Here is a 14,232-nt window from a genome sequence, read left to right as displayed (position 1 = left end):
CCACCCTGGGGAGACTTCGGTACACGAACCCCAGCCCCCGCCGTACCAAAGCCCCACCCTGGGGAGACTTCGGTACGACGAAGCCGGCCGAGCAGACCACCCCAGCACGCCGGCCGAGCGACCTACCGGCCCACGAGTTGCAGCAGCGAATGGGGGGCGATGCTGGTCACCACCAGGGCGGCGGCACCGACGATCACCAGCGCCCGGTGCAGCGGGTGCAGTTCGTCGGCGTGGTCCGGGTCCTTGCGCGCGCCGAACAAGATTCGCAGCCAGCGCAGGTAGACCGCGACGCCGAGCATGGCGTTGATCGCCGCGATGATCGCCAGCACCCACAGCCGCCCGCCGGCCACCGGGCCGATCGCAGCCACCTTGGCCACCAGCCCGATGACGGCCGGCGGCAGACCCATCAGGGTCAGCAACGCAAGCGCGAGGGTCACCGCCAGCAGCGGCCGCCGCTGCAGGAGTCCGCCGTATGACGACAGACGTGTCGCGTGCTCCCGTCCGTCGGCGTGGGCCAGCGCGGTGACGACGACGAACGCCACGAGCGTGGCGACGGCATACACGATCAGGTAGGCAGCGGCCGAGCGCACCGCACGGGAGGACACGGTGGCCAGCGGCAACACGACCCAGCCGGCCTGCGACACCGTCGACCAGGCCAGGAAGCGCAGCGTGCGTTTCTCCCGCAGGGCCATCAGATTGCCCAGAGTCATGGACAGCGCGGACAGCACCCCGATCGCGGCGAGCGCCGACGTGCCGAGCACGGTGACGCCGCGGAAGATGACCAGCAGCGCCGCCAGCGCCGCGGCCTTGGACGTGACGGCGAGGAACGCACCGATCGGCACCGAGGCGCCGCCGAACGCCTCGGGCGTCCAGGCGTGGAACGGCACCAAGGACAGCTTGAAGGCCAGCCCCGCGACGATGAAGACGACGGCCAGCACCAGGATGCGCCGCGAGTCCGCGTCACCCGATGCCTGCAGCACCGCGTCGCCGGAGAACAGCGCCGAGCCCGTCGCGGCGAACCACAGGGCCGCCCCCATGACGGTGATCGCGAAGCTGACCAGCGACGTCGTCAGCAGCGCGAGCGCTCCATCGACAGCGGCGCGGCGCGTACGCAGCGCGACCAGGGCGATGGCCGGCAGGGTGGCGAGTTCGAGCATCACCAGCCACGAGGCGAGATCGCGGGCGGCGACGACACCCGTGGCGCCGGCGGTCGCGGCGAGCACGAGGGTGGCTTGCACGGCGGCACGCTCCGCCGGCACCCGGATCGGCAACGCCATCAGGGCGACGACGGCGCCACTGACCAGGGCGGTCAGCTGCAGCCCGACCCCGACGTGGTCGACGGCATACAGGCAGGTGCCGTCCGACAGGCACAAGGTGCGGCGCGGGTTGTCGGCCGACGGCAGCGCACCGGGCACAGCGGCCGCAGCGGCGACGAGCAGCAGCAGCGCGGTGATCGCCCAGTGCACCCGGCCGAGCCGGGGCGCGCTGGCGTCCAGCACCAGCAGCAGCACGCTGCCGATCGCCGGGATCAGCACCGGGGCGAGCAGCCACCAGTCGTAGCTGAGCTTCATCGACCGATCACCGCCATCAGGTGGTCGACCGCGCCGGACGTGGTCTGCAGCAGCACCAGTGGTATGACGCCGAGCACGACGACGGCGGTGCTCAGCACCGACGTCACCAGCCACTCGTTGCCGCGGGCGTCACCGGCCGGTTCCGCCTCCGGCGGTGCACCACCCTCGGCCCGGCCCTGCCAGACGACCCGCAACACCCGCAGCGCGTATCCGGCGGCGAGCACCGCACCGATCGAGGCGAACATCGCCAGCACCCGGAACCACCCCTCGGGCCGGCCACCGGCAGGTGTCCATGCTCCGAAGATCGCCAGCACCTCGCCCCAGAAACCGGCCAGACCGGGCAGCCCCATCGACGCGGCGAAACCGATCACCAGCGCCAGACTCAACCGTGGCGACACGTCACGCAGCGAGCGCCGCACCGCGTCCAAATCGTCCAGGTGGTCCAGGTCGTCGGCGCCGCCCCAGCGATGCTTGAGGCCACCGACGACCGCGAAGAGCAGCGCGGAGATCGCGCCGTGGGCGATGTTGGCGAACAACGCCGCCTGCAACCCGATCGTGGTGCCGCTCATCAGCCCGAGCAGCACGAAACCCATGTGGGCGATCGACGACCACGCGACCAGCCGCTTGAGGCTGCGCTCCACGAGACAGACCAGGCCGCCCCACACGATGCCGATGACCGCGAGCGTCCCGACGTATGGCGCCAGGCGCTCCACACCCTGCGGCAGCGGCGCGATGACCAACCGCAACACTCCGTAGGTGCCCATCTTCAGCAGCACGGCGGCCAGCAGCATCGACCCTGCGGTCGGCGCGATGGTGTGCGCCCGCGGCAACCACGAGTGCAACGGCCACATCGGCACCTTGATGCCGAGCCCGATCAGCAGCACCGCGGCGACGGCGGTCTGCTTGCCGGGCGACAGCGGATGTGCGGCGAGACCGGCGAGGTCGGTGGTGCCCGCCGCGAACGACATGGTGAGGATGCCGACCAGCATCAGCGTCGAGCCGAGCACCGTGTAGAGCACGAACGTGTTGCCGGCGCGGGCGCGTTCGCGGGCGTCCCGCCGGTCGCCGAACCGGCCGATGAGCACCCACATCGGCACCAGGACGACCTCGAACGCCAGGAAGAAACTGATCGCGTCCTGCACCAGGAAGGTCGCGATACCGCCGCCGATCACCAGCAGCAGGCAGCCGAAGAAGGTTGCGGGGGTGCCGCCCTCCGGCTGCTCGTGGCGTGCGTGCACCACCACGAGCACGCCCACGGCCGCAGTCATCAGCAGCAAGGGCACGCTGATGCCGTCGACCGCCAGGTGTAGCCGCATGCCGATCTCGGGCACCCACTGCCGGTCGAGGACCGGGCGGTCGTAGGAGATCGCGATCGACGCGATCAACGAGGCGAGGGTGGCCACCAACGAGACGATGTATGCCGTGTGCCGGCTCACGGACCGGATGCTCCGGTCACCGACGACCAGCGCGAGCCCGGCGACGACCGGTGCCAGCGGCGCGATGAACAGCGCTGCTACCACAGGATCACCCCCATCAGTCCGACGGCGACCAGTCCGACGGACACCGCCACCAGGCCGCTGGTGGGACGGCGGGTGTGCAGCCGGTCGGCTCGGCGGACGAATGCCGCGACCGCTGCTGGCAACTGCTGCACACCGTGGTCGAGCCGGTCGTCGAGCCGAGCCACCCCGCGTGCCAGCGCGAGGAATGCCTGGCCGAAGGCGACATACAGCCGGTCGGCGTCGAAGCCGCGGGACGCAGAGGCGCGCACGGAGATCGGCAGCCGGGCGGCAGCGTCGCCATAGACCGTGCCGACCGACATCATCCGCACCAGCAGCGCGATCGCGCCCATCAGCAGCAGCGACGCACCGATGAGCCAGACGTCGGGGTGCTTCCAGTCCACGTCGAGCATCGGCGAGAGGACCAGCAGTCCGCCGACGACCGACAGCACGGCCAGCAGTTGCAGGCCGAACCGGGCACCGCCACCGGGTTGCTGCTCGCCGAACTCGGGCTCGAGGTCCGGCTCGTCCTCGGGCGGCAACTCCACCGGCGCCGTGCGCTCGGTCGGCCGGCCGTGCGCGTCGACCTGCGGCAGGTCGGTGAGCATCTCCACGATGCCGACGTCCTGCACGTCGTAACTGTCCTCGACCCACTCACGCACCTGCACCCGCTGGGCACCGGTCCGGTGGATGAGGATCAGCCACATCCGCATCGTGTATGCCGTGGTCAGCAACACCACGCAGACCAGCGCGGCGAAGGCGATCCGTGCGGTGAGGTCGCCGTCGATGCCCCGGCGGGCGGCCTCGTCGATGATCAGGTCCTTGGACACGAAGCCGACGAACGGCGGCACACCGGCGAGCGCGAGCAACCCGATGCCGACCATCCGGCGCGCCTCGGGGTGCTTGCTCAGCGCACCGGACAACCGCTCGACGGCGGTGCCGCTGACGAGCACCGACAACCAGCCGATCATCAAGAACAACAACGCCTTGAACATCGCGTGCGACAGCAGGTGCGCGATGCCGAGGTCGGCGGTCCCGTGCCGTGCGGCGACGGCGATGCCGAGCAGCATCAGGCCGACCTGGGAGACGGTGGACCAGGCCAGCAGGCGTTTGAGGTCGTGCTGGCAGAAGGCGAGGACCCCGGCGCAGACAGCGGAGATCGCGGCGACCAGGGCCAGCACCACCCGTGCCGCGTCGCAGGCTTCGAGCAGGCCGACCAGCTTGCCGAGCACGACAGTGCCGGCGGCGACCATGGTCGCGGCGTGGATCAGCGCGGACGCGGGCGTCGGGCCCTCCATCGCGTCGGCCAACCAGTCCTGGAAGGGCACCTGGGCGGACTTGCCGGCAACCGCGCAGATCAGGCACAGCAGGGCGACCGTCAGGGCGGTGCCGTGGCTGCCGGCGGCCGCGGACCAGTGCCGCACGATGTCGTCGATGCCGGTGCTGTGCGCGCCCAGCGACAGGATGGCCAGCCCGATCACCAGCGGCGTGTCGGCGATCCGGGTCACCATGAACGCCTTGTATGCCGCGCGCCGCGCCTTCGGCCGCTCGGACTCATGACCGATCAGCAGGTAGGAGCACCAGCCCATCAACTCCCAGCCGACCAGGATCAGCAGCACGTCCCCGGACAGCACCACCAGCTGCATCGCCGCCGTGAACAGGCCCACCGACGCGGCGAACTGACGGTAGCGCGGATCGCTGTAGAGGTACCACCGGGTGAAGAGCTGCACGACCCAGGACACCAGCGCGACCGCGACGGCGACGAGCACGGACAGCCGGTCGACCTGCAGGTGCAACGGCACCCGGATGCCGGCGCCGAGCGGGAGTCCACCGATGGTGTCCGGGCCTGCGATCGCGCCGCCGCGGGTGTGCTGCACCAGCAACGCGATCGCCGCGACGAGGCCGAGGAAGCTCAACACGCTCGCCACGGCGAAGGCGCGCGCACTGCGCCGGGTCAGCAACAGGATCAGCACCGGGATGGCCGCCTGCAACAACACCACCAGGTGGCTCGGCTGGACCGGGAAGTCGAGCGCGAGCGTGGTGGTGTCGAACCTGCTGTTCGCGAGCATCATGCGTCGTCCCCCTGCCGGCCGGCCGGCTGCGCCATGTCGATGTTGCCGCGGGCGCGGAAGACCGCCAGGATCACCCCGAGCGCCACGGCGATCTCCGCCGCCGCGATGGTGATCACGAAGATCGTCATGACCTGTCCGGCCCGCATCGCGTCACTGGTCAGGGACCCGATGGCGACGAACAGCAGCCCCGCCGCGGCCAGCATCAGCTCGACCCCGATCAACACCAGCACGGCGTTGCGGCGCGCCAGGACGCCATACAGGCCGATACCGAACAGCAGCCCGACGACGACCATGGGCAGCGCGGAGTGGATCATTTCGGCGCCCTCCGCCCGATCGGCAGGCGCGCCAACGCGAGCGCAGCGATCAGGGCGACCAGCAACAGCGCGGACAGCAGCTCGAAGGGCCACACCCAGCTGCTGAAGAGCCGGCCGGCAAGCTGGTGAGTGGTGCCGCCGTCGACGGGCCTGCGCTCGTTGCCGAACGCACTGATCAGCACGGTCGCCAGCAGCGCCGCGGTGGCCGCGCCGACGACGAGGGCCGCCGCGCGTTGCAGCAGCGGGGTGTCGTGCTCGTGGCTTCTACCGATCGGCGCCCGGGTGAGCATCAGCGCGAACAGCACCAGGATCACCACGGCACCCACGTAGACGAGAAGCTGCACCAGCGCGACGAATTCAGCACCCAGCACGAAGTAGCAACCCGACAGGGCGCCGAGGCTGACGATCAGCCACAGCGCCGAGTGGACCAGGTGCTTGGTGCTCACCGCGAGCAACCCGGAGGCGACACTGATCGCCCCGGCGATGGTGAACAGCACGTCGTACGTCGTCACAGACTCTCCCCGGAGATGTCCGCGGCGCCGTCCTCGACCGCGGCCGGCGGCGGCACGGTCGGCATCCACTCGCCGAGCTTCTCCTTCTCGTGCAAGAGGTTGCGGATGTCACCGTCGGCGTATTCGAACTCCGGGCTCCAGAAGAGCGCGTCGAAGGGGCACACGTCGATGCAGATCCCGCAGTACATGCACAGGCTGAAGTCGATCGCGAAGCGGTCCAGCACGTTGTGCTGCCGGGCGCGGCCGCCCTCGGGCCCGGGCGGGGTCGTCTCCTTGTGGGAGTCGATGTAGATGCACCAGTCGGGGCATTCGCGCGCGCACAGCATGCACGAGGTGCAGTTCTCCTCCAGCAACGCGATGACTCCGCGACTGCGAGCCGGCAGGTCGGGCTGCACGTGCGGGTACTGCTGGGTGTGGGCGTGCGTGACCATCGTGCGGCCGGTGGTCGCCATGCCCTTTGCGAGACCACCGAGAAACTTGCTCATCGAGACGTCACCACCACTCCGACTGCCGTGATTGCCAACTGCAGCAACGCGATCGGGACCAGTCCGAGCCAGGCCACGCGCTGCAGCTGGTCCTCGCGCAGGCGCGGCCAGGCCACCCGGATCCAGATGATCAGGAAGGCGAAGATGCCGCCCTTGATCAGCATCCACAGCCAGCCGAGCGAGTCGCTGAAGGGCCCCGCCCAGGCACCGAGCCACAGCGCGGCCAGCAAGAAGGACATGACGACGATGCCGGCGTATTCGGCGAGCAGGAAGAGCGCGAAGCGCAGGCCGGTGTATTCGGTGTAGGGGCCCATGACCAGCTCCGAGTCGGCCACCGGCATGTCGAACGGCGGGCGTTGCAGCTCGGCCGTTGCCGCGACGAGGAAGACCAGCGCGCCGGGCAGCTGCCAGATGAGCCACCAGGGGTTCCAGGCGTGCGCGATGCCGACCAGCGACAGCGATCCGGCGGCGATCGCGAACGACGCACTGACCAGGATCAGCGGCAGTTCGTAGGAAACCAACTGGGCGGCGGTGCGCATGCCGCCGAGCAGGGAGTACTTGTTGCCGCTGGACCAGCCGCCCATCAGGATGCCGACGGTGCCGATGCCACCCACCGCCAGCACCCACACCAGGCTGCCGGGGACGTCGGCGCCGAAGAAGCCGGGTCCGAACGGAATGACGGCCAGCGCCAGCAGGTAGGACACGATGCCCAGCGCGGGCGCCACCCGGAAGACGCTCTTGTCCGCGGCGAGCGGGACGATGTCTTCCTTCTGGGCGAACTTCACGCCGTCGGCGATCAGCTGTGCCCAGCCGTGGAAGCCGCCGGCCTCCATCGGTCCGAGCCGCCCCTGCATGTGCGCCATCACCTTGTGCTCGGTCTGGCCGACGAGCAGGGGCAGCACCAGGAACGCGGCCAGCACGCAGACCGACCGGAGCGCGATCTCGAGGATGTCGCCGCCCATCTACCTCGGCCCCCAGGACTCGTCGGGGACACCCGGCGGCTGCAGCCGGCGACGCGGCGCGCGGGCGGGTTTGGCGCCGTCGGTGCCACCGCCGCCCGGTTCCTTGGCTCCCGGCCACGGCTTGCTCGCGCGGGCCACCAGCACGAACGACTTGCGCAGCGGGTTGCCGTCGAAACCGTCCGGCAGCAACAGTTTTCGGAGTTTGCCGGAGCCGGCCTCGCTGTATCCGTCGAAGCCGATGCCGAACATCTCGTAGGTCTCGCGCTCGTGCCAGGCGGCACCGCTCCACAGCGGGGTGCAACTGGGGAGCGTTGCGCCGTCGGCGACGCGGGTCTGCACGAAGATCTCGCGCAAGGCACCGGGAGTCATGTCGTAGAGATGCACCACGACGTCGAAGCCGGGCCGCTCGTCGGCGTCGGTCTGGTCGACGGCGGTGAGGAAGTCGAAGAAGTCGAAGCCCTCGCCGCGCACGCGCTCGAGGGTCTGTCGCCACTCCCCCGGCTCGCAGCAAACCGTGGGGATCTCGTGGGTCTGGTCGGTCACGCGTCCTTCTCCTGCGAGGGAGGAGCGACGAGCGGACGGCTCACTTCGGCCGCGGACGCCTTGCGGCCGGCATACGAGCCGAGCTTGGCGCGCAGGCCCTTGGTGTGCAACCGCTCGTCGGCGATCTGTTGCTGCAGCACCTGTATGCCGTGCAGCAGCGCTTCGGGTCGCGGCGGGCAGCCGGGGACGTAGACGTCGACGGGGATCAGCTGGTCGACGCCCTTGGTGACGCTGTAGGAGTCCCAGTAGGGACCGCCGGAGTTGCTGCAGGCACCGAAGCTGATGACGTATTTGGGTTCGGGCATCTGGTCGTAGAGCCGGCGGACGGCGGGCGCCATCTTGTCGGTCACGGTCCCGGAGACGACCATCAGGTCGGCCTGGCGCGGACCGGGGGCGAACGGGATGACACCCAGCCGGATGAAGTCGTGGCGGGCCATCGACGCAGCGATGAATTCGATGGCGCAGCAGGCCAATCCGAAGTTGAAGACCCACAGCGAGTAACGCCGGCCCCAGTTGAGGACCAGTCGCATCGGTCGAGGCGCGACGGCCTGACCGGCGCCGACACGGGGCATCGGCAGGTCGGTGGTCATCGGTCACTCCAGGTGAGCAGACCCCGGCGGGCGGCGTGCAGCAGGCCGACCAGCACCACCGCGATGAAGATGGCCATCTCGATCAGGCTGGCGATGCCGAGGTCGTGATCACGCAGCACCAGTGCCCACGGGAAGAGGTAGACGGCGTCGACGGCGAAGACGACATACAAGAACGCATAGGTGATGTAGCGGAAGTGTGTCTGCGCCCAGCCGCCGGTCACCGGGTCGACGCCGGACTCGTAGGTCGTCAGCTTCGCCAGGCCGGGCGCGCGGGGCGCGAGGAGGCGCCGGGAGACCATCGCAGCAGCGAAGAGCACTGCTCCGGCGACACCGACGCCGAGCAGCACCAAGTAACCGGTCACTCCCGTGGACACCCGCAGAGCCTAACCAGGGCGTGGCGTCTCGTGCGTGAGGCGCTCCCGGAGTGGACGGTCTGCTGACGGACGCAGATGTCCGCCCCGCAGCGCCGGGAAGACCCGGTGCGCCAACAGCGGCGCGAGATCCTGCGTGGCGTCCGCGGACACGTCCGCCCAGCGCAGCTCGGCGATCTCGGCCGCCGGGGCGCTCACTGGAACGAAGTCGTGCTCATACACCGTCGCGGTGACGGTGTGCCCCGGCTCGTTGGCGGCGTCCGCAGTGAAGGTGCCCAGCAGACGCAGGTCGGTGGCTCGCACCTGTATGTCGAGCTCTTCGGCGACTTCCCGCACGGCCGCATCGATGGGGCGCTCGCGGGGTTCCAGCTTGCCGCCGGGGAACATGAACTTGTCCGTCCCGGACTTCCGGACCGTCAGCACCCGCCCCTGCGGGTCACGAAACACGACGGCGCTGACGACGATCTCCGCGGCTGGCACGGCAGGAGCCTATCGGCGGATACCGTCGAGGATGAGCTCGGTGATCAGGGCGACGGTGTCATCGCGGCTGACGTGCTGTTGGTGCATGAGTTCGTGTGAGCCGTAGAGCAGCCGGCTGATCAGCGTCAGGCGGGCCGCCCGGTGACCGGACCGGAAGGTCCCGGCCCGGAAGGTCCCGGCCCGGTCGCCCCGGTCGAGGATGCCCTCCAGCACCGAGGAGTCACGGCGTTGATGGCCGGCCGGATCGGAGCCGCCGAGTGCGGCACCGGACTCGAGCAGCGCGGCCGCCGCGCGATGATCCGCGCCCGCGACATACGCCACCTGCTCCTGGATGTAGCGCCGCAGCTGCGCCTCCGGGTCTTCCTCCTCGGCCACGGCGGCCGCCACAGCGGCCTGGAATGCCTCGGACTGGGCGGTGAGGTGGTGGCGGACGGCAGTGACGACATCCGGAACGTAGTTGTACAGGGTCGCGCGCGAGATGCCGCTCTCCCGCGCGAGCCGGCTCATCGACACCGCACCGAGGCCGTCGCTGCTGACCAGCTCGGCCGCTATCGCGCCGATCCTCAGCAGTTGCCGTTGCTTGTGGCCGGCGACGGTCGCCGACCAGTCGGCGTCGACCGCGGATGATGCGGCACGGCCCTCGAGCACACGAGGAGTCGGGATGCGTTCCCAGCAACGGCCGTGCGCGATCGACGTACACCGGCTGACCAAACGGTTCGGACCGCTGGCGGCGGTGGACGGGCTGAGCTTCACCGTCCGCCCGGGCCAGGTCACCGGGTTCCTCGGAGCCAACGGCGCCGGCAAGACGACGACGTTGCGCATGCTGCTGGGCCTGATCACCCCGAGCGAGGGCACCGCGATGGTCGGCGGCCGCCGCTATCAGGACCTGGACGCTCCGGCGCGCACCGTCGGAGCGCTGCTGGAGGCCGACGGCTTCCATCCGGCACGCACCGGGCGAGATCACCTGCGCATCTGCGCGATCGCGGCGGGGGGGGTGGACGACCACCGCGTCGACGAGGCGCTGGACCAGGTCGGCCTGGCGACGGCCGGCGGACGGCGGGTTCGCGACTACTCCCTGGGCATGCGCCAACGCCTCGGCGTCGCCTCGGCGATCCTCGCCGACCCGCCGGTCCTGATCTGCGACGAACCGACCAACGGGCTGGACCCGGAAGGCATCCGCTGGTTGCGGGGACTGCTGCAGGACCTCGCGGCGGCCGGGCACACGGTCCTGGTGTCCAGCCACCTGCTGGCCGAGATGCAGCAACTGGTCGACTCGGTCGTCATCATCCATCGCGGCCGACTGGTGCACGAGGGCGACATCCGGCAGGTCGGCAGCGGCGAGGTCCGGGTCTGCAGCGCGGACCCGGCCGGACTGCAGGCCGCCGTGCACCGGGCTGTCGGTGACGACGTCCGGGTCGAGCGGACCGGCGAAGAGACGTTGATCGTGCGCGGGGTCGACGCCACCCGTATCGGGCTGATCGCGCACGACACCGGCATACCGCTGCGGCAGTTGGTTACCGAAGCCAACACGCTGGAACGACTCTTCTTCAGTCGCACCGAACCGGACGGCAGCGCCGCCGTCGAAGACCCCGCACGCGAGGGAGCAACGCGATGAGTGCCGTCGCCGAACGGACCGATGCACCTGCGGAGACCGGATCGGGTATGGCGACAGCGCTGCGCACCGAGCTGCGCAAGCTCGCCACGACCCGCCTGTGGTGGATCCTCGGGATGGGCGCGGTGGCCGTCGCGGTCCTCGTCACGGTGCTGACCGTCGCCGGATCGGAGGCCAGCGAACACCCACCGCTGGACATCTTCACCGGAGCACTCATCGGCGGCGTGCAGACCGCCTACATGATCACCGCGATCGTCGGCATCACCGCGGTCACCGGCGAGTACCGCCACCACACCGCGACCGCGAGCTACCTCGCCATACCGCATCGCGGCCGGTTGATCAGCGCCAAGCTGATCGTCCTGACCGGCTACGGACTGTTCGTCGGCGTCGTGGTGGTCGGCGTCTGCTCGGCCATCGCGGCTCCGTGGCTGTCCGCCCGCGGACTGCTCGGGGGCTCGCTCACCGCGGGCGGCGTGACGCGAGCGGTCGTCGGCGGCACCCTCTCCATCGCCGTGATGACCGCGGTCGGCGTCGCCGTCGGCGCACTGCTGCGCAACCAGATCGCCGCCGTTGCCGCACTGCTGATCTATCTCTTCGCGATCGAACAGACGATCAACAGCATCGCGCTGACCCGGCCGGCATACCCCTTCTTCCCCGGCGGCGCGGTGCAGGCGCTGGCGTTCTCCGGGCGCCGCGCCTTCGGCTCCGCGACCGGCGCCGAACTGCTCAATCCGTGGCTCGCCGCGGTCCTGATCGTCGGTTACGCGGTCGCCATCACCGCCATCGCGGTGCGCACGACGATCCGCCGTGACGTGAGTTAGCCGCTGCGCTCGACTCAGGCGGTCACCACCGTGGTGGCGCGATGGACGTGACGCAGTTCACCTACCAGTAGCACCGCTACACGTTTTGACTTATTCGGTAACTGTTCCTTATGTTTAAGTCAGTCACGAGTCCCAGCGACAAGCCCTGGCTTGCTGGGCGGCAACCCTCACGCACGTGGCGGGGTGCCCCAGGTGAATGACTGGGCCGCAGTGTGTGATCCACCGATCCGCAGTGCGGCAAGCACGGCAGTACCCCGTTGCCCGAGCGCCCGCTGATCGCGTGCGCGCGGGTTCGAGCACGGCCGGGCGCCCTTGCGTCATACGAACGACAGCCGAAGCCTGAGGTCACCATGTCCACCAACACCCCGTCCGACCCGTCTGGCGTCCCTTCCCTGCCGGACCGCCCCTCCCTGCCACCCCGACCGGGCCGGTCGCGGCGTACGTGGCTCACTGCTGCCGTCATCGCCCTGGTGGTCGGCGCCGGCGGCGGGTTCGCTGCCGGCCGCGCGACCGCCGGCGACTCGGCTTCCGGCGGCAAGCTCACCACGGTGAAGATCGGCGTCACGGACGCCGACCAGGACTACTGGCCGGTGCTGAAGAAGCTTGCGCGCGAGCACGGCATCGACCTGCAAACGGTCAACTTCTCCGACTACACGCAGGCGAATCCCGCTGTCGCGCAAGGCCAACTGGACTTGAACCTCTTCCAGCACCTGGTCTTTCTCGCCAGCTACAACAAGCAAGCGCACCAGGACCTGACGCCCGTCGGGTCCACGTATGTCGTGCCGCTCGGTCTCTATTCCAGGAAGCACACCCGGCTCAGCCAAATCCCCCGAGGCGCCGACATCGCCATACCGAACGACCCCACGAACCAGGCCCGCGCACTGCTGGTGCTGCAGAAGGCCGGGTTGGTCCAGCTCAAGGGCGGCGGCACCATCGTGTCGACACCCGCGGACATCGACACGTCCGCATCGAAGGTGAAGGTCACCCCAGTCGACGCCTCACAGACCGTGACGTCGTTGTCCTCGGTGGACGGCGCGGTCGTCAACAACGACTTCGCGTTGGACGGCCACCTGGACCCGAAGAAGGCGCTCTTCTCCGACGACCCGAGGTCGAGCACGTCGGAGCCCTACATCAACGTGATCGTGTCGCGGGCCGCCGACAAGGACAACCCGACGTATGCCGAGATCGTGAAGCTGTATCACGACCCGCGTGTGGAGAAGCTCGTCGTGGCGGAGTCGAAGAACACGAGTGTGCCGGTGCAGAAGCCGGCCGCCGACCTGCGCAAGCTGCTGGCCGGCTACGAGAAGGTCGTGAGCGGGCAATGACCGACGCCGTCACCGAAGCGACTGCGTCCGAGGTGGATTCGGCGGATCCGGTCGTCCGACTCACCGCCGTGTTCAAGATCTTCGGCACCGGCGCCGAGGCTCACCATGCTCTCGACGACGTCAGCCTGGACATCCGCCGCGGTGAGATCTTCGCCGTGATCGGCTACTCCGGCGCCGGCAAGAGCACACTGGTCCGACTGATCAACGGCCTGGAGAAGGCGACGTCGGGCACCGTGACCGTGGACGGGGTCGACATCACCCGGCTGCACGGAAAACCGTTGCGCGCCTTACGTCGTCGCATCGGGATGGTCTTCCAGCAGTTCCACCTGATGCGATCGCGGACCGTCTTCGGCAATGTGGCGTACCCGTTGCAACTGGCCGGGCTGGGGCGTGCCGAGCAGGAACAGCGGGTTGCCGAACTGCTCTCCTTCGTGGGGCTGCTGGACAAGGCCTGGAGCTACCCGGAAGAACTGTCCGGCGGTCAGAAACAGCGCGTCGGTATCGCCCGGGCGTTGGCCTCGGACCCCGACCTGCTGCTCGCCGATGAATCCACCTCGGCGCTGGACCCGGAGACCACCCGTGACGTGTTGGCCCTGCTCCGGCGGGTCAACGAGGAGCTCGGAATCACCATCGTGGTGATCACCCACGAGATGGACGTGGTCCGCGCGATCGCCGATCGCGTCGCCGTGCTCGACTCCGGCCGGGTCGTGGAGACCGGCACCGTGCGCGACGTACTGGGCTCACCGCAGGCGCAGACGACGCAGCGGTTCGTGTCGGCGACGGTCGGGAACCGGCCGGATGCTGCACGGCTGCAACAGCTTCGGGACACGTATGACGACACCTTGGTGACCGTCGCGGTCACCGACGAGCGCGCGTTGGGTGCCGTGCTCAGCACCGCTGCGCGCGAGCACGGTGTCGACTTCGAGATCGTGTACGGCGGGATCACCGACCTCAAGCACGAGTCGCTCGGCTCGTTCACGCTTGCGCTGCGCGGCCCGGATGAGGGCGTACGGGCGACGGTCGAGGCGTTGAGTGCTGCGGGCACGGTGGACGGGGGCGCACGGTGACGACGGACTGG

At 69.7% G+C, this 14,232-nt stretch carries 16 protein-coding genes and 1 riboswitch; of the genes, 4 read left to right on the top strand and 12 right to left on the bottom strand.

Going from position 1 to position 14,232, the window contains the following annotated elements; genetic code table 11:
• Positions 1-122: 122 nt before the first annotated feature.
• Genes ACYVBN_RS00440 through ACYVBN_RS00385 form a run of 12 tightly spaced genes read right to left on the bottom strand, consistent with a single transcriptional unit; the run spans position 123 to position 10,044 of the window.
• Positions 123-1,571, bottom strand: a complete 1,449-nt coding sequence (locus ACYVBN_RS00440) for an NADH-quinone oxidoreductase subunit N (protein WP_460598865.1) — start codon at positions 1,569-1,571, stop codon at positions 123-125.
• Entirely contained in the window at positions 1,568-3,091 is a 1,524-nt protein-coding gene (locus tag ACYVBN_RS00435) for a complex I subunit 4 family protein (RefSeq protein WP_460598864.1), read from the bottom strand. Before ACYVBN_RS00435 ends, ACYVBN_RS00440 begins: the two co-directional genes overlap by 4 nt.
• Positions 3,085-5,139 carry an NADH-quinone oxidoreductase subunit 5 family protein gene (locus ACYVBN_RS00430; RefSeq protein ID WP_460598863.1) on the bottom strand — a complete coding sequence of 685 codons (2,055 nt, stop codon included), beginning with the start codon at positions 5,137-5,139 and terminating at the stop codon, positions 3,085-3,087. The genes ACYVBN_RS00435 and ACYVBN_RS00430 overlap by 7 nt, the downstream gene beginning before the upstream one ends.
• Positions 5,136-5,453: an NADH-quinone oxidoreductase subunit NuoK gene (nuoK, locus tag ACYVBN_RS00425; protein WP_440283134.1), complete on the bottom strand. Its 318-nt coding sequence runs from the start codon at positions 5,451-5,453 to the stop codon at positions 5,136-5,138. The genes ACYVBN_RS00430 and nuoK overlap by 4 nt, the downstream gene beginning before the upstream one ends.
• Positions 5,450-5,965, bottom strand: a complete 516-nt coding sequence (locus ACYVBN_RS00420) for an NADH-quinone oxidoreductase subunit J family protein (protein ID WP_440283135.1) — start codon at positions 5,963-5,965, stop codon at positions 5,450-5,452. Before ACYVBN_RS00420 ends, nuoK begins: the two co-directional genes overlap by 4 nt.
• Positions 5,962-6,450: a NuoI/complex I 23 kDa subunit family protein gene (locus ACYVBN_RS00415; RefSeq protein ID WP_460598862.1), complete on the bottom strand. Its 489-nt coding sequence runs from the start codon at positions 6,448-6,450 to the stop codon at positions 5,962-5,964. The genes ACYVBN_RS00420 and ACYVBN_RS00415 overlap by 4 nt, the downstream gene beginning before the upstream one ends.
• On the bottom strand, positions 6,447-7,412 hold the full coding sequence (locus tag ACYVBN_RS00410; RefSeq protein ID WP_460598861.1) for a complex I subunit 1/NuoH family protein: 966 nt from the start codon (positions 7,410-7,412) through the stop codon (positions 6,447-6,449). The genes ACYVBN_RS00415 and ACYVBN_RS00410 overlap by 4 nt, the downstream gene beginning before the upstream one ends.
• Complete coding sequence (locus ACYVBN_RS00405) at positions 7,413-7,955, bottom strand: NADH-quinone oxidoreductase subunit C (protein WP_460598860.1); 543 nt, start codon at positions 7,953-7,955, stop codon at positions 7,413-7,415. It abuts the gene before it with no gap.
• Positions 7,952-8,545 (bottom strand): NADH-quinone oxidoreductase subunit B, encoded by a 594-nt coding sequence (locus tag ACYVBN_RS00400; RefSeq protein WP_440283139.1) that lies wholly within the window; start codon positions 8,543-8,545, stop codon positions 7,952-7,954. Before ACYVBN_RS00400 ends, ACYVBN_RS00405 begins: the two co-directional genes overlap by 4 nt.
• Positions 8,542-8,907 (bottom strand): NADH-quinone oxidoreductase subunit A, encoded by a 366-nt coding sequence (locus tag ACYVBN_RS00395; RefSeq protein WP_440283157.1) that lies wholly within the window; start codon positions 8,905-8,907, stop codon positions 8,542-8,544. Before ACYVBN_RS00395 ends, ACYVBN_RS00400 begins: the two co-directional genes overlap by 4 nt.
• A gap of 21 nt (positions 8,908-8,928) precedes the next feature.
• Entirely contained in the window at positions 8,929-9,396 is a 468-nt protein-coding gene (locus ACYVBN_RS00390) for an NUDIX hydrolase (protein WP_460598859.1), read from the bottom strand.
• A 9-nt stretch (positions 9,397-9,405) separates the two neighbouring features.
• The gene (locus ACYVBN_RS00385) at positions 9,406-10,044 is read right to left on the bottom strand and encodes a TetR/AcrR family transcriptional regulator (protein ID WP_460598858.1); all 639 of its coding nucleotides are present in this window, start codon (positions 10,042-10,044) and stop codon (positions 9,406-9,408) included.
• A gap of 13 nt (positions 10,045-10,057) precedes the next feature.
• Here ACYVBN_RS00385 and ACYVBN_RS00380 point away from each other — a divergent pair, with 13 nt between their 5' ends.
• The 4 genes from ACYVBN_RS00380 to ACYVBN_RS00365 all read left to right on the top strand — a co-directional run bounded on the left by ACYVBN_RS00380 (position 10,058) and on the right by ACYVBN_RS00365 (position 14,221).
• Positions 10,058-11,011, top strand: a complete 954-nt coding sequence (locus ACYVBN_RS00380) for an ABC transporter ATP-binding protein (RefSeq protein ID WP_460598857.1) — start codon at positions 10,058-10,060, stop codon at positions 11,009-11,011.
• The gene (locus ACYVBN_RS00375; protein WP_460598856.1) at positions 11,008-11,829 is read left to right on the top strand and encodes an ABC transporter permease; all 822 of its coding nucleotides are present in this window, start codon (positions 11,008-11,010) and stop codon (positions 11,827-11,829) included. Before ACYVBN_RS00380 ends, ACYVBN_RS00375 begins: the two co-directional genes overlap by 4 nt.
• Before the next feature lie 121 nt (positions 11,830-11,950).
• Positions 11,951-12,079, top strand: a riboswitch (SAM riboswitch).
• A 100-nt stretch (positions 12,080-12,179) separates the two neighbouring features.
• On the top strand, positions 12,180-13,154 hold the full coding sequence (locus ACYVBN_RS00370; protein ID WP_460598855.1) for a MetQ/NlpA family ABC transporter substrate-binding protein: 975 nt from the start codon (positions 12,180-12,182) through the stop codon (positions 13,152-13,154).
• The gene (locus ACYVBN_RS00365) at positions 13,151-14,221 is read left to right on the top strand and encodes a methionine ABC transporter ATP-binding protein (RefSeq protein WP_460598854.1); all 1,071 of its coding nucleotides are present in this window, start codon (positions 13,151-13,153) and stop codon (positions 14,219-14,221) included. The genes ACYVBN_RS00370 and ACYVBN_RS00365 overlap by 4 nt, the downstream gene beginning before the upstream one ends.
• Positions 14,222-14,232 lie beyond the last annotated feature (11 nt).

Source organism: Flexivirga lutea (genome assembly GCF_054778955.1).
This window is presented reverse-complemented; position numbering and strand designations above follow the sequence as displayed.